Source organism: Shewanella sairae, from assembly GCF_023283535.1.
Classification (GTDB): domain Bacteria; phylum Pseudomonadota; class Gammaproteobacteria; order Enterobacterales; family Shewanellaceae; genus Shewanella; species Shewanella sairae.
The window spans coordinates 94,909-117,026 of the sequence record NZ_JAKILT010000008.1; the positions used below are offsets into that span (position 1 = coordinate 94,909).

General features: G+C 42.5%; 24 protein-coding genes. 8 read left to right on the top strand and 16 right to left on the bottom strand.

Going from position 1 to position 22,118, the window contains the following annotated elements:
* Positions 1-12: 12 nt before the first annotated feature.
* Together L2748_RS05095 and speA are read right to left on the bottom strand one after the other, a co-directional pair.
* Positions 13-933: an adenosylmethionine decarboxylase gene (locus L2748_RS05095; protein WP_220781029.1), complete on the bottom strand. Its 921-nt coding sequence runs from the start codon at positions 931-933 to the stop codon at positions 13-15.
* Positions 934-1,128: 195 nt separating this feature from the next.
* Positions 1,129-3,042, bottom strand: coding sequence for a biosynthetic arginine decarboxylase (gene speA, locus L2748_RS05100; protein ID WP_220781030.1), 1,914 nt, complete (start codon positions 3,040-3,042; stop codon positions 1,129-1,131).
* Between the two features lie 609 nt (positions 3,043-3,651).
* On the opposite strand from speA, the gene L2748_RS05105 reads away from it, so the two are divergent.
* The 5 genes from L2748_RS05105 to L2748_RS24420 all read left to right on the top strand — a co-directional run bounded on the left by L2748_RS05105 (position 3,652) and on the right by L2748_RS24420 (position 7,589).
* Entirely contained in the window at positions 3,652-4,485 is an 834-nt protein-coding gene (locus L2748_RS05105) for a CvfB family protein (RefSeq protein ID WP_220781031.1), read from the top strand.
* A gap of 115 nt (positions 4,486-4,600) precedes the next feature.
* A complete protein-coding gene (locus L2748_RS05110; RefSeq protein WP_220781032.1) occupies positions 4,601-5,284 on the top strand; it encodes a YceH family protein in 684 nt (227 codons plus the stop codon).
* Between the two features lie 157 nt (positions 5,285-5,441).
* Positions 5,442-6,251, top strand: coding sequence for an ABC transporter permease subunit (locus L2748_RS05115; protein ID WP_220781051.1), 810 nt, complete (start codon positions 5,442-5,444; stop codon positions 6,249-6,251).
* Positions 6,248-7,147, top strand: coding sequence for an ABC transporter ATP-binding protein (locus tag L2748_RS05120; RefSeq protein ID WP_220781033.1), 900 nt, complete (start codon positions 6,248-6,250; stop codon positions 7,145-7,147). Before L2748_RS05115 ends, L2748_RS05120 begins: the two co-directional genes overlap by 4 nt.
* Before the next feature lie 313 nt (positions 7,148-7,460).
* On the top strand, positions 7,461-7,589 hold the full coding sequence (locus L2748_RS24420) for a hypothetical protein (protein WP_276516287.1): 129 nt from the start codon (positions 7,461-7,463) through the stop codon (positions 7,587-7,589).
* A 212-nt stretch (positions 7,590-7,801) separates the two neighbouring features.
* Here L2748_RS24420 and L2748_RS05125 read toward each other — a convergent pair whose 3' ends face one another.
* Positions 7,802-8,008: a cold-shock protein gene (locus L2748_RS05125; protein ID WP_012155714.1), complete on the bottom strand. Its 207-nt coding sequence runs from the start codon at positions 8,006-8,008 to the stop codon at positions 7,802-7,804.
* 304 nt (positions 8,009-8,312) lie between these two features.
* Positions 8,313-9,119 (bottom strand): 23S rRNA (guanine(745)-N(1))-methyltransferase, encoded by an 807-nt coding sequence (gene rlmA, locus L2748_RS05130; RefSeq protein ID WP_220781034.1) that lies wholly within the window; start codon positions 9,117-9,119, stop codon positions 8,313-8,315.
* A gap of 366 nt (positions 9,120-9,485) precedes the next feature.
* On the opposite strand from rlmA, the gene sbcB reads away from it, so the two are divergent.
* Together sbcB and cdd are read left to right on the top strand one after the other, a co-directional pair.
* On the top strand, positions 9,486-10,898 hold the full coding sequence (gene sbcB, locus L2748_RS05135; RefSeq protein WP_220781035.1) for an exodeoxyribonuclease I: 1,413 nt from the start codon (positions 9,486-9,488) through the stop codon (positions 10,896-10,898).
* 97 nt (positions 10,899-10,995) lie between these two features.
* On the top strand, positions 10,996-11,886 hold the full coding sequence (cdd, locus tag L2748_RS05140) for a cytidine deaminase (RefSeq protein ID WP_220781036.1): 891 nt from the start codon (positions 10,996-10,998) through the stop codon (positions 11,884-11,886).
* A gap of 88 nt (positions 11,887-11,974) precedes the next feature.
* Here cdd and L2748_RS05145 read toward each other — a convergent pair whose 3' ends face one another.
* The 12 genes from L2748_RS05145 to L2748_RS05200 form a co-directional block, all read right to left on the bottom strand.
* Positions 11,975-12,850, bottom strand: coding sequence for an NAD(P)-dependent oxidoreductase (locus L2748_RS05145; RefSeq protein ID WP_220781037.1), 876 nt, complete (start codon positions 12,848-12,850; stop codon positions 11,975-11,977).
* 135 nt (positions 12,851-12,985) lie between these two features.
* Entirely contained in the window at positions 12,986-13,486 is a 501-nt protein-coding gene (locus tag L2748_RS05150) for an acyl-CoA thioesterase (protein WP_220781038.1), read from the bottom strand.
* 64 nt (positions 13,487-13,550) lie between these two features.
* Entirely contained in the window at positions 13,551-13,919 is a 369-nt protein-coding gene (locus L2748_RS05155; RefSeq protein WP_220781039.1) for a hypothetical protein, read from the bottom strand.
* Positions 13,920-14,149: 230 nt separating this feature from the next.
* Complete coding sequence (gene fabF / locus L2748_RS05160) at positions 14,150-15,388, bottom strand: beta-ketoacyl-ACP synthase II (RefSeq protein ID WP_220781040.1); 1,239 nt, start codon at positions 15,386-15,388, stop codon at positions 14,150-14,152.
* 242 nt (positions 15,389-15,630) lie between these two features.
* A complete protein-coding gene (gene acpP, locus L2748_RS05165) occupies positions 15,631-15,864 on the bottom strand; it encodes an acyl carrier protein (RefSeq protein WP_011496723.1) in 234 nt (77 codons plus the stop codon).
* A 159-nt stretch (positions 15,865-16,023) separates the two neighbouring features.
* A complete protein-coding gene (gene fabG / locus L2748_RS05170; RefSeq protein ID WP_220781041.1) occupies positions 16,024-16,770 on the bottom strand; it encodes a 3-oxoacyl-ACP reductase FabG in 747 nt (248 codons plus the stop codon).
* A gap of 9 nt (positions 16,771-16,779) precedes the next feature.
* Positions 16,780-17,706, bottom strand: coding sequence for an ACP S-malonyltransferase (gene fabD / locus L2748_RS05175; protein ID WP_220781042.1), 927 nt, complete (start codon positions 17,704-17,706; stop codon positions 16,780-16,782).
* Between the two features lie 53 nt (positions 17,707-17,759).
* Positions 17,760-18,719: a beta-ketoacyl-ACP synthase III gene (locus L2748_RS05180; RefSeq protein WP_220781043.1), complete on the bottom strand. Its 960-nt coding sequence runs from the start codon at positions 18,717-18,719 to the stop codon at positions 17,760-17,762.
* Between the two features lie 10 nt (positions 18,720-18,729).
* Positions 18,730-19,758, bottom strand: coding sequence for a phosphate acyltransferase PlsX (gene plsX, locus L2748_RS05185; protein ID WP_220781044.1), 1,029 nt, complete (start codon positions 19,756-19,758; stop codon positions 18,730-18,732).
* Between the two features lie 15 nt (positions 19,759-19,773).
* Positions 19,774-19,944 carry a 50S ribosomal protein L32 gene (gene rpmF, locus L2748_RS05190; protein ID WP_020913118.1) on the bottom strand — a complete coding sequence of 57 codons (171 nt, stop codon included), beginning with the start codon at positions 19,942-19,944 and terminating at the stop codon, positions 19,774-19,776.
* 17 nt (positions 19,945-19,961) lie between these two features.
* The gene (yceD, locus tag L2748_RS05195) at positions 19,962-20,486 is read right to left on the bottom strand and encodes a 23S rRNA accumulation protein YceD (RefSeq protein WP_220781045.1); all 525 of its coding nucleotides are present in this window, start codon (positions 20,484-20,486) and stop codon (positions 19,962-19,964) included.
* Between the two features lie 406 nt (positions 20,487-20,892).
* Positions 20,893-21,108 carry a hypothetical protein gene (locus tag L2748_RS05200; RefSeq protein ID WP_220781046.1) on the bottom strand — a complete coding sequence of 72 codons (216 nt, stop codon included), beginning with the start codon at positions 21,106-21,108 and terminating at the stop codon, positions 20,893-20,895.
* Between the two features lie 291 nt (positions 21,109-21,399).
* Here L2748_RS05200 and L2748_RS05205 point away from each other — a divergent pair, with 291 nt between their 5' ends.
* Entirely contained in the window at positions 21,400-21,981 is a 582-nt protein-coding gene (locus L2748_RS05205; RefSeq protein ID WP_220781047.1) for a Maf family protein, read from the top strand.
* Positions 21,982-22,118: the final 137 nt, after the last annotated feature.

Consider the following 22,118-nt stretch of genomic DNA (forward strand, 5'->3'; position numbering starts at 1 on the left):
AAGTGTCTAGAGTCACAATACTTCAGCTAACAGTATCTCTGTATCCGCTTGAGTATAGTGATTGTAATTAAAACCATTGAATTGATTTAACTGTAGATCACAACTCGCTAGCCTTCTATGGGAAGGGAAGCCTAAGTTCGCTATCTGCATATTCAATCCAATCGTGTCCCAACTGCTGGGGTTCAATATATTCAGCAAGGCTGAGAAAATATTGAACGGATGTTGTATAAAATCCAAATTTGTTTCAACACTCACATAGGAGCTACGCTCCTGTGGTGTGATGTGTATCGTTATAAATTTATCTTCAAACAATCCATTGATTGAATAGCCAAAAGGCTCAAATAGGTGATCATCAAACGTAAACTCTGGTAATAAACTATCGAGTGCTAACAAGCGACGGATCTGAGTACTCGTTTGCGATGCTTGCCTTAAATAATCAGCGACCTCACCTTTTATGTGGTACATCAACAAACTCGCGCTACCTTGTAGCTGTTGCGTTTGATTGCTGTGAAACAAATAATGATGGTGGGTATCTAAATGTCCAATCCGATAGGCTTTTCCAGCTAGTGCTATTGGCAGTCTATCTATGTCATCTTCAAAACGCGTACTCTGTAAGTGAGATAAAAACTCACTTTTTCGTTGATAGCTTACGTCTGATATATGGTCAGTACCGAGTTTTTCAATGATAAATACCACTGTGTCGATCAAACGGGTATTACCGCAAGTCATTAACAGTAGTTTATGCTCCCAAACAAATAAGCTCGACTCACTGAGCACATAAGCGTCACAATAATCATTTGACAGGTTCGATAAAATTTCAGCGTTAGCAAGACTTAAAGCTTGATGCCAAAATTGCAACGGCAACGCTCTTAGAGATATGCTCCCAGGCTTGATCTGTAGCTCGATTTTCTTTTCCGAACCTTCAAAAAACATCCTATCATGGCTCCCACTATCTTTGCTGACTGCTATACCAAACGGATAATCGCTCCGATAAAGTGTAACCGTATCGCTCACCAAGCACTATGATTGACTTAAAACAAAACCAGCTTCAAGCGAACTTAAAGCTGGTTATAACAAATAGACTGCTTTAACGTTTCGAATCACCCGAAAACGCTGATAACACTTCTATTAAGAGAAATCTTCTAGGTAAGTGTAACCTTTAAGCCCTAGCTGCAACTCTTCAAGAATGTTCGCACGCTCTTCTTCTGCAATATGCTTGTTAACGAGCTCTTCATAAGTTCTCATAAACGATACAGCATCTAAATTTACATAACGTAAAACGTCTGCAACCGTATCACCAGCAAGCACAGACTCAACGTTCGTGCGAGCATCATCATCTAAACGCACAACAGCTGAATTGGTATCGCCAAATAGGTTATGCATATCACCCAAGATCTCTTGGTATGCACCGACTAAGAAGAAACCGATTAAATATGGGCTCTCTTGAGTCCAAGCCGGCACTGGTAGCGTTGTTTCGATACCCTGTCCGTCAACATATTGATCAACAGTACCATCAGAGTCGCAGGTAATATCTAGCATTACAGCGCGACTTTCTGGCTTTTTATCTAAGCCTGACAATGGCATTACAGGGAATACTTGGTCGATCCCCCAAGCATCCGGTAATGACTGGAATAGTGAGAAGTTAACGAAGAATTTATCTGCTAACTTTTCATTCAATTCATCAATAATTGGGCGGTGGAAACGGTACTTTGAGCTCATGCTACCTTGTAACTCGTAACATACGCGTAAGTTAACCTGCTCAGCCCAAGCGCGCTCAGCGAGTCCTAATTGACCCACTGCAAATAAAGAATGCACTTCAGTCAAATCACTTTGACAATCGTGGAAAATCTCAATCAGCGCACGTTGATCAGCTTTACCACTCACTTCTACCCATGACTGCCACATGTTGTGTAGCAATTGAGACGCATCATCTGCTGGCGGTTGAATATCTTCAGGCTTGTAAGCTTCGGTACCGATTACGTCTGTTAATAAAACAGCGTGGTGCGCGGTTAAGTAACGGCCCGATTCTGAGATAATTCTCGGCATCGGCTGCTCGTACTCTTTACACATGTCGGTTAACACGCTAACGATATTATTAGCGTACTCAGTTAAACCGTAGTTCATTGAGTGACTGCTTTGACTACGCGTCCCGTCGTAATCAACCGCTAAACCACCACCAACGTCAAAACACTTAACATGAGCACCGAGTTTCATAAGTTCACAGTAGAAACGGCCTGCTTCGCTCACGCCTTGGCGGATATCACGAATATTGGCAATTTGCGAACCTAAGTGGAAATGCAGCAATTCTAAAGACTCAAGCATATCTTCTTGCTTAAGTGAGTTAATCACTTGCAAGACCTGCGCAGCACTCAAACCAAACTTAGATTTTTCGCCACCACTTGCTTGCCACTTGCCTTTACCTTGGAAAGCCAAGCGCACACGTAAGCCCAAACGAGGTGTAACGCCAAGCTCTTTAGCTTGTTCAAGAACCACCTTTAGCTCAGACATTTTCTCAAGAACGATGTAAACCTTATGCCCAAGCTTTTCACCGATCAAAGCAAGACGTATATATTCTTTATCTTTATAACCATTACAGATAATAACCGAGCTTGCCTTTTGCGCCATTGCAAGCACAGCCATTAACTCTGGCTTACTACCTGCTTCTAGGCCCAACTGCGGCACTTCTTTTTCTACTTGGCTAGCTAAAATCTCTTCAACAACCGTTTGCTGTTGGTTAACTTTGATAGGGTAAACAAGTAAGTAATCATTCTCGTATTGATACTTTTGAATCGCCTGATTAAACGCCTGACACAGACTGTTAACTCTGTGATGCAAAATCTGCGGGAAACGCACAAGTACAGGTAAAGCCACGCCAGACTTAACCATGTCTTTAGCCATTTCGTTCAAACCAATTTTACAATCTGGACGACTTGGATCCGGTGATACAGTCACCTCACCGTCATCACTAATGCCATAAAGCCCCTGGCTCCAGTGGTTTACGTTATAACTTGCGCGCGCATCATCAATAGACCAATTGCTCATATTTGTCCTAACCTGTCTATTTGTATTCAAATAAGTTGAGCCCCATCAGGGTTACATCAACTTGCGATTGATTAAATCAGTATAATTCTGATTTACCTATAAAGTACAAACTATCCAATCTAATACTCTGGCAGCCACGCTGCTTTATGAGTATTGAGGTTCAAGGCATACCCAACAAACCCAAGGCTCCCTGAACTTTTATGGTAACTAATAAATCTATGCCTTTAAACCTAGCATGTAAAACCCTATCCATAAAAGTCTATTTATGACTTTAAAAATTAGCTTACCACGTACGGCATCAGCATCTGAAAAATGTCTCGACGAATCGCTCTATTTTTATGGTTGAATTTTTTGCGGCGCAATTAAACCTTGAGACTCATTAGATTGCAATACTCATGTGCTAATTAAACGCTAAATTATTGTCACCTTATAATAGGGTGATAACAATACGTACTGTTTCACCCTCAAAATGTGATAAATCACCGCAATTAATTACAGTAAATTCTGCTTGTTAGTGCATTAGTTTACGTGGGCTAAAGCATATTGAATTGTTTTCCACTATAATCGCAGCTGAAATTAATCGTTACTGTTTTTAAAGTAGAGAACATCATGATCCAGATAGGTAAAACCTGTAAGCTCGAAGTCGTCAAACAAGTTGATTTTGGTGTCTATTTAGACGCTAAAGAAATGGGCCAGGTCCTCCTTCCTCGTAAAGCTGTACCGAAGGAATGCCAAATTGGCGACATGATTAATGTATTTCTTTATTTAGATTCAGAAGACATGATCATTGCAACAACTAAGCGCCCTTATGCACAAGTTGGTCAATTTGCTTATTTAGAAGCAAAGGAAAACGGTCCTTATGGTGCCTTTTTAGATTGGGGTTTAGAAAAAGACTTACTATTGCCTTTCGGTGAGCAACACCGAGACATCGAGGTGGGTAAATCTTATTTAGTTTACATCTATACTAGCCATGTCGATGACCGTATTGTAGCGTCAGCTAAAGTCGATAAGTTCTTAGATTTAACTGAGCCAAAATTCCGCAATGATGAAGAGGTTAACCTAATAATTGGTGGTTCTACCGATCTTGGTTACAAAGCCATTATTAATAACACCCATTGGGGGGTGCTATACCGCAATGAAGTTTATACCCGCCTCAGCTTTGGTCAAAAGCTGAAAGGTTATATTAAACGCATGCGTAGTGACGGCAAAATTGACTTAATCTTACAAAAAGGCGCAAAAGAAGAGCTTGATAAGCACTCAGTCACAATTATGATCAAGCTTAAGCAAGCCGGCGGTTTCTTACCGTTAAACGATAAAACGGATGCCGAAGTCATCTATTCTCAATTATCGATGAGCAAGAAAGCCTTTAAAAAGAGTATTGGCGGTCTGTATAAGAATAAACAGATCACAATCTCACCAGACGGTATCCGTTTAGAAGAGTAATAGCGCCATATCGCTTGTAAAACAACCAATTACAAGGCTTACCCGCGAAAACTTTCTTTGTATTAAAGCATGGCTCTGTTATAACAAAGTCATGCTTTTTTATTAAGAGGTTATTATGGAACTGACTTTACACGAAGCTCGCGTCATTGGCGTTTTGCTTGAAAAAGAGATCACTACGCCCGAGCAATATCCCCTTTCATTAAACAGTTTAACCTCAGGTTGTAATCAAAAAACCAGCCGCGAACCCGTGTTAAATCTCAGTGAATCTGAGGTACAAAACACCTTAGATAGCCTAAGTAAAAAAAGACTGATTTCAGAACAATCGGGGTTTGGCAGTCGCGTAGTCAAGTATAAGCACCGCTTTTGTAATACCGAGTTTAGCGATCTTCAGCTTAAATCGTCAGAGCTTGCAGTCATTTGTTTGTTGCTGCTCCGAGGCCCTCAAACTCCGGGGGAGCTTAGAACTCGTAGCAACCGTTTACATGAGTTTAGTGATGTCAGTGAAGCTGAAGCCACATTGCAGGACCTACAAAGGCGAGAGTCGCCGTTAGTCACGCTAATGGCAAAAGAGCCAGGCAAACGCGAAGCCCGCTATCGTCAGCTATTTGCTCCACTAAATGATGATGAGCAATCCCCCCCCGCTTTACACAGCATGAGTATACAAGAATCAGAACTAGCTTCAGAGCCATTAACTGCCCATGCTGCGCAAGAGAGCAACAAGGCACTTGAAGAGCGAGTCACTAAACTTGAACAAGAGTTAGCTGAACTAAAAGCTCAGCTTGCTGACTTACTAGAGTAATCCCCCGTCCTTCTATTGTTAACTATCGCTAATGTTTACCATCAACTTAGGGTTAACGCTGAGTTCTAATCAGTGTTAACCTATTTGTAATCTTTGTATTTAATATTAAGGGATCCGTTTGGAAAACAATGCCCCCGAAACAACCACAAAAAATAGCATGCTGAAAAACACTTTGTTAATTGCAAAGTTTGAAATCAAAAAAATGCTATTTAACCCTCGTGGGCTTATCGCCCTTATTGCCTTCGCACTGGTTTGGCTATTGATTTTACTTTACCCGATTAGCGGTGCATCAAGCTTTTTAATCAACCCTGACTTTAGAGGGATCATCGAAGGCGTTTTCGGTCCTAACACGTTAAGTGAATTGTTCAAATGGCCTGTTGCAGAGCTTGCCGTTTACTGGATTGCAGCACTTTATATCTTTCCGCTATTTAGTATTTTTGTATCTGCCGATCAATTTGCTACCGATAAGGCCCGTGGAACCTTTCGATTTTTGTCCTTAAGAGTGGGTCGAGACAGCTTGTTTTTCGGTCGCTTTATAGGACATATGGCGCTGCAATGTCTTCTGCTAGCACTCACTGTAATCGCGACCATTTTACTGGCTATTACTCGTGATATGAGTCTGCTACTACCAGCAATCAGTTCGGGCTTAATCGTCACAATGAACTTAATGATTGTACTACTGCCCTATACCGCTTTAATGGCAATTTTATCTTTGTACGCCAACTCTGCACGCCAAGCGACCATTTATGCCATTTTAGTATGGGCTGCGATGTCGATTAGCATCGCGATTATTAATAATTACCTGCCCATTATTAGCGAGTTGAAATGGGCTCTACCAGGCGCACAGATCTCTTTGATGATAAATACACAAGGTTTGCAAACCTTTATGTATGCACCAGTCGCATTAATTCAAGCTGCAGTACTGTTATTTTTAGGCAAAATGTATATCAATAGGAGTGCACTATGAATTTAGTTAACTGCAAAGGGTTATCTAAATCCTATGGCGATAAAAAAGCATTAAATCAAGTTGATATAACCTTACATGCCGGTAGCCCAATTGCATTGGTCGGTCCAAATGGCGCCGGTAAAACCACTCTTTTTAGCCTACTATGCGGTTATATAGCGCCATCTGCAGGAGAGGTGAACTTACTCGGTCATAAGCCGGGTTCGCCCGAGTTACTTGGACGTATAGCATCACTGCCACAAGATGCAACATTAGATCCTAATCTAGACGTACTCACCCAGTTAAGTTTTTTTGCGACACTACAAGGCTATAGCGATAAAAATGCCAAAGCCGAAGCCATGCGCGTGCTTAATTTAGTTGATTTAGCCAGCAGTGCTAAACAAAAGCCTAGTTCGTTAAGCCATGGTATGGCTAAAAGAGTTGCCATTGCACAAGCATTAATGGGAACGCCTGAGCTAGTTCTACTTGATGAGCCCACTGCCGGGCTTGATCCAGCTAACGCTAAGAAGATCCGTGAACTGGTAAAGTCGTTATCAACCAACACGACGTTCATTATCAGCTCACATAATTTAGATGAACTGGAAAAGCTATGTGATCAAGTGCTTTATCTGGAGCATGGACAACTGCGTCAATCAGTATCGATGAATGAGTCCCAGCATGACGACTATATAACCTTAACCATGCAGCACTGTGAGCCTAGTGCGTTAATTGAAGCCGTATTAAACCTCGCTGACATTAGCTCTATCGAAGAAAGACAATCAAACCAATTCTTGATTAAGCATAATAGTGCAGAAGTTTATGGCATTGAAATCGCACTACTTAACCTCTTTAAACAACGTAATTGGCAATATAAAGCCTTGCTAAAAGGACGCACGTTAGAAGAAAAGTTATTCTCCTAAACACCGTCTAAATAAACATTGATATAAAACGGCGCTAATTGCGCCGTTTTTTATTAGATAGCTTCAATCATCAGTTGAGAATACCAATTAGTATAGAGATTTGGTCGCTCAGCGAGAGTTTAGCGGCACTGAGACAAGGTCATTAAGTGCTCCTGCTTTAATGACATTCACCACACCCGACCTCCACAGATGGCGGGAATGTCTATTGCGTGTCGGGAACATACAAGACCATTCTTTCGGCTATCCTCCTTGAATCAGTTTGCCAAAAATCGCTCTGAGTAGATCAAATTACTATACTGATTGGTATCACTAGATGACCGCACCTAATGCACCTAATGCACCTAATGCACCTAATGCTAGCCAAATAGAATCCTTGCTAGATTGCAGCAGTGGTTGGGCTGATGAGCTGATGGGCTGGGAGCAAAACAGGAAGTTTGGCTAAACAAATAAGAGCTTAATGCTGACTCGGCTAAAGCTAACCAGAAAGTCTGTTTAATTTTAATCTAACGAGGAAACTGCCAGAGACATAAGAGTAAGATCTTATTAATAGCGGAAAATAATGAAAAACAGTATATTTAAACGAAAAAAGAGCCGTAGTAAACTACGGCTCTTCGAAATTCTGTGTGATTAGCTAGTGCTAATCAAGCTGGTAACTTAAACTACAGTTACGTTCTCAGCTTGTGGGCCTTTTTGACCTTGAGTAACAGTAAACTGAACTTTTTGACCTTCGTCAAGAGTTTTGAAACCGTCAGAGTTGATAGCGCGGAAGTGTACGAATACGTCTGGACCAGACTCTTGCTCGATAAATCCGAAACCTTTATCAGAGTTGAACCACTTAACAACGCCAGTAACTTGAGACATAATATTGAATCCTGTAAATATAAATTAAAGCCTTAACGGCGGTAAAGCTGGAAAATGCCGGTTTACTTAATGTTAACAGGACGAACATTGTCGTATTGAACACATAAAAATAAGCCTAACCTTCAAGCTGCAAACACTATAAACCATTCTCATCATAAGTCAACACTCATTCGTGTCGGAATTTAAGGTGTTTTTACTTATAATTCTAAAGCTTGCTAAATGGATCAAAAAACACACATCTGCAAATTAAAACTTACTCGCCCATAACTGCTTAAGAAATAACCAGCAAGCTGTAACCTTTGATTTATAAGGCTCGGAAGACTTCTACTTTAAAATCGAGTTCACAGCTCAAACCTGATTTAGCCAAGGCTAATTTATTTTCTTCTGTTAATTTCCAGTTATAAGGTGTCATTTGTAAAAAGTGACTAATGTCTGCCGCATCGGTCAGTGCCAGCTGTTGCTCAATTCGCTGTTGATGGATCAATTCAAAGCCATCTATCTGCGACGATTCTTGAGTATGCTCTTTCGGGTTATCATAAATAAGCTCTTTCAGAGCGTAATGGTGTCTTGGGCCAGCGCATACCGTAATCAAAATCCCACCGGGCTTAATTACACGTTTAAGCTCCTTATCTAATGAAGGGGCGTAAATCCTCAACATAAAGTCGAAACTCTGGTCCGGAAACGGCATATCAAACGCACTAGCAACACTAAATGAAATTTTAGGATAACGCTTAGCGGCATACTTTAGCGCCGACTTACTAATATCGACCCCATAAAGGCTAAAGCCTTCTGGTAAGCTTTCTACTAAACGGTTTGAGTAATAACCTTCACCACAACCAATATCAACACCAAAACGTGCATCTTGAGCATACTCATTAGCAAGCTGGTTTACTTTATCACTCAATACTTGGTAATAGCCCTTATTAAGAAATTCACGTCTAGCAAACATCATCTCTTTATTGTCACCCGGATCATTGGACTTCTTCTTTTGTACCGGTAACAGATTAACGTAGCCCTCTTTGGCACAATCAAACCTATGGTTGGCAGGACAACACCAAGTCTTATCTTCTTTAGATAATGCTTGCTGACATAAAGGGCAACGGTAAATCATTTCAATCTCCAAACGGCAAAGCCTGACGCACGTATTATTAAATGACACGTACAAATATAGCCGGATAATAATCTGTTAGACGTGCAAGCAGAGAATCTAAAACACAATAAGCAAATGCCATTTAATCACTCGACAACTAGATCGTTTGAGTCATTTGAAGCCAATCGTTCGCTTAGGGAAATGATGCTTGTTATCACAGGTCTAAAAAGGACGCTTATTCTACTACGGCAACCCACTTTGAACCAGCGGATAAAACTGCTGCAAACTCCAGCAAAGTACTTGAGTTGTATTAAGGAAACTAGGACATTCCTATCGAGGCAGTGCTATGATGAACGCATTTATTGCTTGTAATAGCCACAACACTCTATGTCTATGAATAACCAACCCACCCTCTTCTGGCACGATTATGAAACTTTTGGGGCCAACCCAGCCAAAGACAGGCCGTCTCAGTTTGCAGGCGTACGCACGGATATGGATCTCAATATCATCGGTGAGCCAGAAACTTTTTATTGTAAGGTCGCCAATGATTACCTACCGTCACCAGAAGCAATTTTAATCACCGGGATTACTCCGCAACTAGCTAACCTAAAAGGGATGCCAGAAGCCGAGTTTATGAATAAAATTAATGGTCTATTCAGTCAGCCAAAAACCTGTGTTGTTGGTTATAACTCGCTACGATTTGACGATGAAGTATCGCGCTATGGTTTTTATCGTAATTTTATAGATCCTTATGCGCGTGAGTGGCAAAACGGCAATAGCCGCTGGGACATTATTGACTTAGTTCGAGCTTGCTATGCCTTTAGACCTGAAGGCATTAATTGGCCAAAAAAAGAAGACGGTTCTCCTAGTTTTAAGCTAGAACAACTCACCGTTGCCAATGGCTTAAGTCATGAGAAAGCGCATGATGCTATGTCTGATGTTTATGCCACCATCGACATGGCTAAGCTAATCAAGAGTGTGCAACCTAAGCTGTTTGACTATTATTTTAGCCTTAGACAAAAACAAGCAGTATCTAAGTTAATTGATGTGCTAGACATGAAACCGCTAGTACATGTTAGCTCTAAGATCAGTGCGCTAAATGGCTGTACCACGATTATCGCCCCTGTAGCCTACCACTCCACTAACAAAAACGCTGTGATTTGCGTTAACTTGGCTATGGATGTGTCTCCGCTTATTGAGCTTAGCGTTGAAGAAATACGTGAGCGCATGTATACCCGCCGCAGCGATTTAGCGCCTGATGAACTACCTATTGGTTTAAAACAAATCCACATCAATAAGAGCCCGTTTATAGCACCGGCAAATACCTTAACAGATGAGAATGCTGCGAGACTGGACTTCGATAAAGCCTTTGCAAGAGCCCAATATAAGAAGTTAAAACAACATCCTGAGCTTAGAGAAAAACTAGTAGCAGTATTTGACGTTGAACACGAAGAAAGGGCTATAGACGCCGACCAAGCTTTATATAGTGGTGGTTTTTTTAGTTCAGCAGACAAAGCAAAAATTGAGATCATCCGTAACACTCAACCAAGCAACCTAGCGGCAATTGAGCTTGATTTTGACGATGAGCGCCTTGCTGAAATGCTGTATCGATATCGTGCGCGTAACTACCCTGAAACGCTAAGCGACTCAGAGCAATACCGCTGGCGCGAATTCTGCCAAGGCCGACTGAATGATCCAGACTATATTATTCGCTTAGAAAACTTGCTTGAAGAAACTGAGCAAGATGAATCTAAGCAAAAGTTATTACAAGCTTTGTGTCATTATCTTAGAAGCCTATAAACTAACTAAGCAAAAAATGAGACCTCCGTCGCATTCTAGTTGTAACAAGCTTACTAGAATGATATTTCATTAGCGTTAACAAAAAAGGAAATAGCATATGCAAGACAGATTTTTAAAAAGCATAGCTAAGTTACCTGAAACACTAGCAACGGCAATCGTGCCCTTGCTTGACCAAGATTTTGCGGGTCATATTGATGCACAACAGCTTGCTGAGCTACAAAAGCAAACAGGAATGGAGCTCGATGAATTACTTTTAGCACTATTACCTATTGCAGCAGCTTTAGCACGCCCACCAATCAGTGAGTTTTATGTCGGTGCCATTGCCAAAGGTAAGAGTGGCGATATTTATATGGGCGCGAATATTGAGCTACCTGGCGAAGCATTGTTTCATTCAGTACACGCCGAGCAAAGCGCAATCAGCCATGCTTGGTTGAGTGGCGAAAGCGTAATTGAGGACATTATTGTTAATGCTTCACCTTGCGGACATTGCCGTCAGTTTATTAACGAGCTAGTAGAAGGCAGTAAGGTCAATATTCATTTGCCAGACCAAGCCACAGCGCCACTATCGCATTATCTGCCCTATGCATTCGGTCCAAGCGACCTCAATATCACCGCACCTTTGTTAAGTAAGCAGTTGCATACGCTGACACTAGACTCGAACGATCCTATGATCATCGAAGCACTTGATCATGCAAGCCTCAGTTACGCACCGTACACTAAAAACTACGCAGCTGTGGTACTAGAAACTAAAGATGGTGCAACATACTGTGGACGCTATGCCGAAAACGCAGCATTTAATCCATCTATGCAGCCAATGCAAATGGCATTATCGACAATGGCGCGCCATAACCGTGACTTTAGCGAGATCAATCGCGCTGTATTGATTGAATCATCTAAAGGTGTTGTATCACTAGTGGGTGCAGCTATGGATGCATTGCATAGCGTTGCAGTCGTTGAGCTCGAGCATATTGTGGTTGAGCCAGAATAAGCAATCTGTAGTGTGTTAATCACAAAGTAAAAAGGACCACGAATGTGGTCCTTTTTTAATAAATTAAACGCTCTTTGCAGCTAAACTATTAACCGCGGTTCTTTTCAAGTTTTGCTAATAGACTTGATGTGTCCCAACGTGCACCGCCAATAGCTTGCACTTCTGAATAGAATTGATCGACTAATGCTGTTAAAGGCAAATGTGAGCCATTGCGACGCGCTTCAGTTAGTGCAATTCCAAGATCTTTGCGCATCCAATCTACCGCAAACCCTAAGTTATACTCGCCCTGCCACATGGTTTGATAACGATTTTCCATCTGCCAAGACTGGGCGGCACCTTTGCTTATCACCTCTACCACTTTTTCGCCATCAAGGCCTGCGCTGCGCGCAAAATGTAATCCCTCAGCTAAACCTTGTACTACGCCTGCGATACAGATTTGATTGACCATTTTAGTCAGTTGACCAGCACCTACCTCACCAAGCCTTTCAGCGCATCGAGCATAGGCATCCATAATCGGCTTTGCAGCTTCAAACGTTGCTTGTTCTCCGCCAACCATAACGGTTAATACGCCATTTTCTGCCCCAGCCTGACCACCAGATACCGGAGCGTCCATAAAGCCAATATTAAGTGATTCGGCGACTGCAGCAATTTCACGCGCGACATCGGCGGAAGCGGTTGTGTGATCAACTAAAATACTATTTGCTGTCATGCCGGCTAATGCGCCTGTATCACTTAAAGTCACTTGGCGTAAATCATCATCGTTTCCGACACAAACAAACACAATATCTTGTCCTTCAGCAGCCGCTTTGGGAGTCAATTGATATTCGCCACCGAACTCGTTAACCCACGCTTTTGCTTTAGCTTCAGTGCGATTATAAACAGTCACTTGATGGCCATTTTTAACCAAATGTCCCGCCATTGGGTAACCCATTACGCCCAAACCGATAAATGCAACTTTAGCCATTTCACTTCCTATTTGTAGAGTCAGATTATTTATATTTTGAAGCCATTCTAAAGGCTTGTTTGAAAAATAACAGGGAAACTAGAAAAAAAAAGCTAGCCCAAAGGCTAGCTTCTGTGCATGAACAAACTCGGCACTTTAGGGTACTTGTAACGAAGGCTGGAGATCGACGTGCGCTTGCATTTCTGCACCAATCTTTTTGCGCATTTCCATCAATCGTATTGCTGATTCTCGCAGTTCAATATCCGCTGGCAGTTCCGGCTTCCAATCAGGTACTTCGGTCGGTTGACCTTCATCGTCAACCGCTACCATCACTAATACACAGTGAGTGGTTAAATGCCTATCTTGATCTTTAGGGTCACCCGCTTTTACATCAACGCCTAAATGCATTGAAGTACGACCGGTATAAATCACCTTTGCAGTCACTTCAACGATGTTGCCCACATGAATAGGCTTAACAAATCGAATACCGCCTGCATAAGCGGTAATACAATACTTACCGCTCCACCCTGCTGCACATGCATAACCCGCAAGGTCAATCCATTTCATCACGGCGCCGCCGTGTACTTTTCCGCCAAAATTAACGTCTGCAGGCTCTGCCAAAAACCTTAATGTTAATTGTCTCTCTAAACCGGCCATATCGGACCTCAATGCGTTAACTGACTATTGAGTATCTTACGCCAAATTCTTTACATCGGCACGTTTAGCCAAACTGACCGACTAAAAAGCTACCACTTAACACCAAAGGCAGAGCTAAACGATAAACCCATAGCTGAGTTGTCGCGCCAAAATATTTTCCGCCGTTAGATATGGTATAGATAGCGATACCAGCTAAAAATAACCCCATCACTTCAATACCCGCAATAACGCTATTGGCATTACTCACATCAATGGCAGTGATCAGCAGTGCAAACCAAACAATGCTAAAAGCAGCAACTGCTGCATTGAAGGTTTTTACGCCCAATTGCAGCTGCGGTAGACGCGCAGAAGATTCACCGCGAATAAGCTCATTAATATTAGCGGTGATAATGCCTAAGATAGGCATGATAGGAATAACAATTGGATTAAGCACTTTCGTGTTCCTTAGGTAAGATATACATTGCGCTCTTAACATGAGCTGATGCCGCAGTATCTGCCTAAAAACACGTATATTCTACTGGCTTTTCAGCACATTAACTAAGGTTAATCTTGGCGTTATCAAGCGTTAATATAACGCCTAAATTATGTGAAGCAGCTCATGATTTAGTTAAGCCCACATAATAAAAAAGCGCCTTTCGGCGCTTTGGATATAAGGTTTTAGGCTTACACTTTTTTAAACAGTAATGAACCGTTAGTACCACCAAAACCAAATGAGTTACAAAGACCATAGTCAAATTTGTAATCACGAGCTGTGTGCGGTACAAAATCCAAATCACAACCTTCATCAGGGTTGTCTAGGTTGAGTGTTGGTGGGATCACCTGATCTTTCAATGCCAAAATCGTGATGATGGCCTCAACTGAACCCGCAGCTCCCAGTAAGTGACCCGTCATTGACTTAGTCGAGCTTACAAGTAAGTCATAGGCGTGATCGCCAAACACTGACTTAACAGCTGCCGCTTCTGCTTTATCGCCAGCAGGAGTCGACGTACCGTGAGCATTGATATAACCAATCTCTTCACGACCAATTTTTGCATCATTTATCGCGTTAACCATGGCTGCAGCAGCACCGGCACCGTCACTTGGTGGTGATGTCATATGGAACGCATCGCCGCTCATACCAAAACCTACAAGCTCAGCATAAATAGTTGCGCCACGAGCTTTGGCGTGCTCGTATTCTTCAACCACCATCACACCAGCGCCATCACCGATAACAAAACCATCACGGTCTTTATCCCACGGACGGCTCGCTGCTTCAGGGTCATCGTTACGGGTTGATAAGGCTTTAGCTGAGCCAAAACCACCAACGGCTAATGGGCAAGTGACATCTTCAGCACCGCCGGCAACCATAACGTCAGCATCGCCATAAGCGATTGTACGCGCAGCAAAACCGATATTGTGTACGCCTGTAGTACAAGCCGTTGTTACCGCGAAATTTGGACCTGTCATGCCGTATTTAATCGACAAGTGACCGGCAATCATGTTGATAATGGTACTAGGTACAAAGAAAGGTGAAATCTTGCGAGGTCCGCCTTTAAGCATAGCTGAATGGTTTTGCTCGATAAGTGGCATACCGCCCATACCAGCACCAATAGCGGTACCCACACGTGCAGGATCAAGCTTATCCATCTCAAGACCAGAGTCTTCGACAGCTTGAATACCTGCAGCCATGCCGTACTGGATAAACAAATCCATTTTACGTGCATCTTTGCGAGACATGTATTGCTCAACATCAAAGTCTTTTACTGAGCCGCTAATACGAGTCGTAAATTCGCTCGCATCAAATTTAGTGATTGGTGCAATACCACTCTTGCCTGAAACCAGTGCTTTCCAAGAAGAGTCTACTGTATTTCCCACAGGGCTAACTAAGCCTAAGCCCGTTATGACTACTCGACGTTTAGACACGCGGTCACCTTTTTACTTTAAAAATGAATAACGATGATAGCTGCAAAGAGTTTGAACTACCAATTACCATACCTATAACGTGAACATATGTGTTCATGAGGTATAAGCCAGTTCTGGTTGGAGTAATACTTTATTTGGGTCAATAAGTATTGAGAAAGCGAAGAGTAAAAGCTTGCATCAACCAGCGGCTTTACAAACAAAAACAGGCGGCATAATTGCCGCCTGTTTTCAAGAATTCTAGATTACTGATTCTTAGAAACGTAATCGATCGCTGCTTGAACAGTAGTGATCTTTTCAGCTTCTTCATCAGGGATCTCGGTGTCAAACTCTTCTTCTAGAGCCATAACCAACTCAACAGTGTCTAGAGAATCTGCACCCAAATCGTCAACGAAAGATGCTGCTGATTTAACGTCTTCTTCTTTAACACCTAGTTGCTCGATGATGATTTTCTTTACACGTTCTTCGATGTTGCTCATTAGTTTTCTTTCCTATTCAAATTACGCACTTGCGCAAGATTGCGAGTAGTTTATTGAATTTGGCAGACATTGCAAGCTTAACTTTCGTGGTCTAACCACAATCAAGCTTGCAGTTGATGCAGATCACCCCAACTAGGCGGTAACAGCCTGCCGTTCCCTTTAAACCATGTACATGCCGCCATTCACGTGAAGAGTTTCTCCAGTGATATAAGCAGCAGAGTCTGACGCTAAAAAGAGGACTGCGTTAGCAATTTCCTGCGCCTGACCAAGCCTTTCCATTGGCACTTGCGACATAATAGCCTTTTGCTGGTCTTCCGTCAGCTCATCTGTCATGTCAGTCTGGATAAATCCAGGAGCAATAGCATTAACTGTAATTTGACGAGATGCAACCTCTCTTGCAAGAGATTTTGTAAATCCGATCAAACCAGCCTTTGCTGCAGAGTAGTTTGTCTGCCCTGCATTGCCCATTGTGCCTACAACAGAGCCAATATTGATAATACGTCCATGACGCTTTTTCATCATTGGTCTCATCACCGCTTTTGAGGTGCGGAATAGAGATGTTAGGTTAGTATCTAGGATATCATTCCATTCGTCATCTTTCATACGCATTAACAAATTGTCACGAGTAATACCGGCGTTGTTGACTAAAATATCAACATCACCCGTTTTTTCTTTAATCGTTTCAAACAAAGCTTTAACTGAATCACCATCAGTTACGTTTAAAACAAGACCGTGACCTTTATCGCCTAAATAAGCTTGAATCGCTTCAGCGCCACGCTCACTAGTAGCTGTACCAATTACCACCGCACCTGCTGAAACTAAGGTTTCTGCTACTGCACGGCCAATACCACGACTCGCGCCAGTAACTAAGGCTACTTTACCAGTCAGATCAAAACTTATACTCATCAGATTTCCTTATTCGGTCAACGCCGTTAATGATGCAACATCGTTTACAGCTTGCGCTGAAAGCGAGCGATTAATACGTTTAGTCAGACCAGTTAACACTTTTCCTGGTCCCATTTCAAACAACTTAGTCGTACCTTCTGATGCCATTAACTCAACAGTTTCCGACCAACGTACTGAACAATATAATTGACGCACAAGTGCATCTTTTATGTCAGCTGCAGTTTGAGGGCTGGCAACATCAACATTGTTGATCACCTGCACCGTGGGCGCGTTAAATGCGATTTCCGCTAATGCTAGAGCAAGCTTATCGGCAGCAGGCTTCATTAGTTGGCAATGTGAAGGCACGCTCACTGGTAACGCTACGGCCATTTTAGCGCCGTTAGCTTTACATAAGGCGGCGGCGCGCTCAACAGCGGCCTTTTCACCTGCGATAACTACTTGACCTGGGCTATTGTAGTTAACAGGGCTAACGACAGCGCCTTCAGCAGCCTCTAGGCACGCTTTAGCAATCGCGTCATTATCTAAACCGATAATGGCAAACATCGCGCCAGTACCAGCAGGCACAGCTTGTTGCATTAATTGACCGCGTAGCTCAACAAGTTTAATTGCAGCTTCAAAGTCAATCACGCCAGCACAAACTAGTGCAGAATACTCACCTAAGCTATGGCCAGCCATAATGCTTGGTGCAGCTTTGCCTGATGCTAAATATGCGCGGTAAATGGCGACACTAGCAGCTAATAAAGCAGGCTGAGTTTTATCAGTTTCATTTAATGTTTCAACAGGCCCTTCTTGAACCAATTGCCATAAATCGTAACCTAATACACCGCTTGCCTGAGCAAAGGTTTCACCAATAATTGCTTGTGATTGTGCAAGCTCGGCCAACATGCCTAATGCTTGCGAACCTTGCCCTGGGAATACAAAAGCCGTATTTTCCATATTTATCTACCTTTAAATCCGCGTCTACTTATTAAAATAAATTCGAGCGTTAATTAAAAACGAACTAAAGCACTTCCCCAGGCAAATCCTGCACCGAAGGCTTCAAGTAAAACTAAATGACCACGCTGAATACGTCCATCTCTAACGGCTTCATCAAGTGCAATTGGCACAGATGCAGCAGACGTATTTCCGTGTTTAGCAAGCGTTAACACCACCTTATCTAAGCTCATATCCAGCTTTTTGGCAGTCGCCTTAATAATTCTAAAGTTTGCTTGGTGCGGCACTAACCAGTCGATTTCAGATTTATCAACATTGTTATGGCGTAGTGTTTCTGTCACCACATGAGATAGCTGAGTCACGGCAACTTTAAATACATCGTTGCCTTTCATTGTCATATAACCAACAGCTTCAGAGGTTTCCCCTTTGCGCGGTGGAATAGAACATTTTAACAAGTCACCTTGACGACCATCAGCAAAGATATGCGTTGAAATAATGCCTGGCTCGTCAGAGCGTCCAATAACCGCAGCACCAGCACCGTCACCAAACAAAATGATGGTTGAGCGGTCTTCTGGTTCACATAAGCGTGACAGCACATCGGCACCAATCACCAATACATTCTTAGCTGCACCTGATTTTACAAACTGGTCGGCAACAGATAGCGCATATACGAAACCTGAACAAGCCGCTGCAATATCAAACGCTGGAATAGTGTGCACGCCTAGCATAGCCTGGATTTCACAAGCCGCTGCAGGGAAAGCATTGCTAGCACTTGTGGTACCACAAACAATCATGTCGATTTCAGTTGCATCTATACCCGCCATCTCGATGGCTTTTAATGCAGCTTGATACCCCATAGTCGCAACGGTTTCATCCGCTGCTGCGATTCGACGTTCTGAAATACCAGTACGTTCTACGATCCATTGATCGGTAGTCTCAACCATTTTTTCAAGATCAAGATTACTGCGCACCTGTACCGGTAGATAGCTACCAGTACCAAGAATTTTTGTATGCATAAGGAATTTATCAGCTATTAATGTCTAAAAGAATCGACTCAAGACGATCTTCAATCATCTGTGGGAGTCGACGTTGCGCTTCAGTTACTGCTAAATTTATGGCTTGCAAAAAAGCAGCTTCATCTGCGCCCCCATGACTTTTTACTACGATTCCGCGCAATCCTATCAAACTTGCGCCATTGTAGTGGTCGGGGTTCATCTGATTTAACAAAGAACGTATACGTGGAGCGATGATTTTTGCGAGAAGACGGACAAAAAAGCCTTCTCCTAGTCCTTTTTTAAGTTGATGGACTAACAAACGCGCAATACCCTCTGAAGTTTTCAAAGTGATATTACCAACGAAACCATCACAAACAATCACGTCTACATTGCCAGAGTAAATCTCATCACCTTCAATAAAACCAATATAGTTTACTTGAGGTATTTGTTGCAGTAATTGACCAGCCTGTTGGACCTGATCATTACCTTTAATTTCTTCGATGCCTACGTTCAGTAAAGCAACCTTTGGAGAAACCGTTTTATCAACCGTTTCACTGAGCACCGAACCCATTACAGCGAATTGAAATAAGGTTTCAGAGTCACAAGAAATATTAGCACCTAAATCTAACAAGTAGACAGGCGTATTATTTACAGCAGGTAAACAACTCACTAATGCTGGACGATCGATACCCGGCAGCGTTTTAAGCAATACCTTGGACATCGCCATTAACGCACCGGTATTACCAGCGCTTAAACACGCCTGAGCATGACCATCACGCACTAACTCTATGGCTATTCGCATAGAACTTTGTTTACGACTTCTTAACGCGTGAACAGGTCGATCTGACATAGCAACCACTTCAGTTGTATGTTTGATCTCAATACGGCTTCTAATATCGGGTTCAGCTGATGCTAAATGTACGTCAATTTGGGACTTATCGCCCACGAGTACAATTTTTAGAAAGGGGGTTGAGCGAAGTGCCTGCAAAGATGCAGGCACTGTGATGCGGGGACCAAAGTCGCCCCCCATCGCATCTAACGCAAGCGTCAGATTTGTCATAAGGGTCTCAACAAATTACTTGTTGATAACCTTTTGACCACGGTAGAAACCGTCCGCAGTCACGTTGTGACGACGGTGAAGTTCACCACTCGTTGCATCCACAGATAGTTGAGCTGTGCTCAAAGAATCGTGTGAACGACGCATACCGCGCTTTGAACGAGATTTTTTATTCTGTTGTACAGCCATTGGCCCTGTCTCCTAGATTACTTGCTCTTCAGTTTTTCTAACACTGCAAACGGATTTGGACGCTCCTCTTGAGCGGGTTCGATCTCGCCTACCACTATATCTTGCTTACCAAGATGACAATCTTCATTCTCATGCATGGCAATTAGAGGCATAGCGATTATCAATTCATCTTCGATCAATTGATGCAGACGAATTTCGCCAATTTCATTGCACTCAATAGGCTCATACGCATCCGGGAGCTCATCGATTTCAGTTTCAGTCTTACAAAGGCCGAAACTAAACTCGACCGTAACCTCAGTGGTAAATAGTGTCATACAACGTTGACAATCCAGAGTGAGCTCCGTCACAGCCTTCCCGTTAAGGTAGACTATCCCCTGTATATCGACGCCACATTCAAGCGACACTGCCACATCAGAACAGTCGCCGGCACATAATTCATTTAATCGCTTTAACTGCTTACCTGGAACCAAGCCCTCATAAGAAAGTTGGCTACTGGCAGCGCGAACGGGATCAATTGAAACCGGTATCTTTACTGTTTGCATAAGGCGCGCATATTACCGTGAAATTCCACAAAGTCAATACCCTCATATGATTGCATTGAATTATTGCAGACTTCATCGGCTAAGTGAGTTGTTAGGTGACCGCATTATATAAGAAAGGCAGCCGTCATGACATTAAATTTCACATACAAAATGGTTTAAGTGTTCGTAAAAGCACCGGCCTATGGTAGCGTTCAGAACTAACCGGCACTACAAGCAGCATTCTACAGAAGAATAAACCCATGATTAAAGATAGACCATTAATCTCGCTTATCGTGTCTGGCTGTAAATATTCATCAAATGCAATAATGGTTAAACCTTTAGCGCTCGCTTTACCAACCTTGAATAGTGAAAATCAAATGATGACTACCAAGCTCACTTAAAAACAACCAGTGTCATTCAACAAACATTAACGCTTACTACTAATCGTATTTTCATCTGCCTTATTGATAGTACCCGCAGCCCAGTGCACAACAATATGATCAAGTTTGGCTATCACTTCTCTTGCTAACGCACCGAGCACCATAGCAAACAATATTGTTGGGTAGAAAGGACGACTCACATCGCCACTGAGATGGACAACTATCGACAACATAATAATAATCGCTAACCATAACTTGAACATATCCGTCTCCACCTTTGTCATTACTCCCCCAAAGATAACTGACAAAGCTGTACACTAACTTAACATGCGCCTATTGCATCAAATTACAGCGACAACTGATACAATCACGACATTAATGTCTATCTATTTTGTTTTGGGCTAGTGAGTTAAGCGCAACTTTTACTGTTAAACGGCATTTTTGCTGCTCGCGTATCGCCATTAGACTTTGAAACAATAAACGATGTACAAATAAACAGAGCCACAGTCTCAACATATTGAGTTCCCAGTTCCGGACTAACAGAAGGTCTTTTCATGTCAGCAAAAATTGTACTCGCATCAACTTCGACTTTTAGGCAGCAACTATTAGAAAAGCTGCAACTAGAATTCACATCTTGCTCCCCCGACGTCGATGAAACCGCCTTTGAGAATGAATCCCCTTCTGAGTTGGTCTATCGTTTGGCAAACAGTAAAGCAGCTGCAGGGGTGAGTCAAAATCCAAACGCCATTGTTATTGGCTCAGACCAAGTTGCCGTTATCGATGGGCACATAATAGGTAAGCCACTTAATCGAGACACTGCTATCAAGCAGCTTACAGCAGCGAGCGGTAAAGCTATCACTTTCTATACTGGCCTTGCTGTTCATAATGGTGCAAACGGGCAGCAAGAAGCGATAGTAGAGCCTTTCATTGTCCACTTCCGTTCATTGACTCACGAACAGATCTGTAATTATGTTGATCTCGAGCAACCATTTTACTGCGCCGGAAGCTTTAAAAGCGAAGGTTTAGGAATTGCTCTATTTGATAGACTAGAAGGCAAAGATCCCAATACTTTAATAGGCTTACCACTCATCTCTCTTATCGATCTATTAACTAAACAAGGTATACACATCTTATAAAGGTTCAAACCTAGCGTACGCAGGAGTTCAGCGACTGCAAATAAACAGCAAATTGAATCTAACTCAACTAAAATTAGCCTAACTAATTAGACTAGAAGTGCTCATTTATGCTCGGTGAAATCAATTTTCACCGACAA

Excerpts from the sequence above, each read along its gene's own strand:
- L2748_RS05180 (WP_220781043.1), bottom strand. The coding sequence starts at position 18,719 with ATGCATACAAAAATTCTTGGTACTGGTAGCTATCTACCGGTACAGGTG.
- yceD (WP_220781045.1), bottom strand. The coding sequence starts at position 20,486 with ATGCAAACAGTAAAGATACCGGTTTCAATTGATCCCGTTCGCGCTGCC.
- L2748_RS05105 (WP_220781031.1), top strand. The coding sequence starts at position 3,652 with ATGATCCAGATAGGTAAAACCTGTAAGCTCGAAGTCGTCAAACAAGTT.
- rpmF (WP_020913118.1), bottom strand. The coding sequence starts at position 19,944 with ATGGCTGTACAACAGAATAAAAAATCTCGTTCAAAGCGCGGTATGCGT.
- rlmA (WP_220781034.1), bottom strand. The coding sequence starts at position 9,119 with ATGATTTACCGTTGCCCTTTATGTCAGCAAGCATTATCTAAAGAAGAT.
- L2748_RS05150 (WP_220781038.1), bottom strand. The coding sequence starts at position 13,486 with ATGGCCGGTTTAGAGAGACAATTAACATTAAGGTTTTTGGCAGAGCCT.
- L2748_RS05125 (WP_012155714.1), bottom strand. The coding sequence starts at position 8,008 with ATGTCTCAAGTTACTGGCGTTGTTAAGTGGTTCAACTCTGATAAAGGT.
- L2748_RS24420 (WP_276516287.1), top strand. The coding sequence starts at position 7,461 with ATGACCGCACCTAATGCACCTAATGCACCTAATGCACCTAATGCTAGC.
- L2748_RS05110 (WP_220781032.1), top strand. The coding sequence starts at position 4,601 with ATGGAACTGACTTTACACGAAGCTCGCGTCATTGGCGTTTTGCTTGAA.
- fabD (WP_220781042.1), bottom strand. The coding sequence starts at position 17,706 with ATGGAAAATACGGCTTTTGTATTCCCAGGGCAAGGTTCGCAAGCATTA.
- L2748_RS05205 (WP_220781047.1), top strand. The coding sequence starts at position 21,400 with ATGTCAGCAAAAATTGTACTCGCATCAACTTCGACTTTTAGGCAGCAA.
- sbcB (WP_220781035.1), top strand. The coding sequence starts at position 9,486 with ATGTCTATGAATAACCAACCCACCCTCTTCTGGCACGATTATGAAACT.
- L2748_RS05200 (WP_220781046.1), bottom strand. The coding sequence starts at position 21,108 with ATGTTCAAGTTATGGTTAGCGATTATTATTATGTTGTCGATAGTTGTC.
- cdd (WP_220781036.1), top strand. The coding sequence starts at position 10,996 with ATGCAAGACAGATTTTTAAAAAGCATAGCTAAGTTACCTGAAACACTA.
- L2748_RS05095 (WP_220781029.1), bottom strand. The coding sequence starts at position 933 with ATGTTTTTTGAAGGTTCGGAAAAGAAAATCGAGCTACAGATCAAGCCT.
- L2748_RS05120 (WP_220781033.1), top strand. The coding sequence starts at position 6,248 with ATGAATTTAGTTAACTGCAAAGGGTTATCTAAATCCTATGGCGATAAA.
- acpP (WP_011496723.1), bottom strand. The coding sequence starts at position 15,864 with ATGAGCAACATCGAAGAACGTGTAAAGAAAATCATCATCGAGCAACTA.
- fabG (WP_220781041.1), bottom strand. The coding sequence starts at position 16,770 with ATGAGTATAAGTTTTGATCTGACTGGTAAAGTAGCCTTAGTTACTGGC.
- speA (WP_220781030.1), bottom strand. The coding sequence starts at position 3,042 with ATGAGCAATTGGTCTATTGATGATGCGCGCGCAAGTTATAACGTAAAC.
- L2748_RS05145 (WP_220781037.1), bottom strand. The coding sequence starts at position 12,850 with ATGGCTAAAGTTGCATTTATCGGTTTGGGCGTAATGGGTTACCCAATG.
- L2748_RS05115 (WP_220781051.1), top strand. The coding sequence starts at position 5,442 with ATGCTGAAAAACACTTTGTTAATTGCAAAGTTTGAAATCAAAAAAATG.
- plsX (WP_220781044.1), bottom strand. The coding sequence starts at position 19,758 with ATGACAAATCTGACGCTTGCGTTAGATGCGATGGGGGGCGACTTTGGT.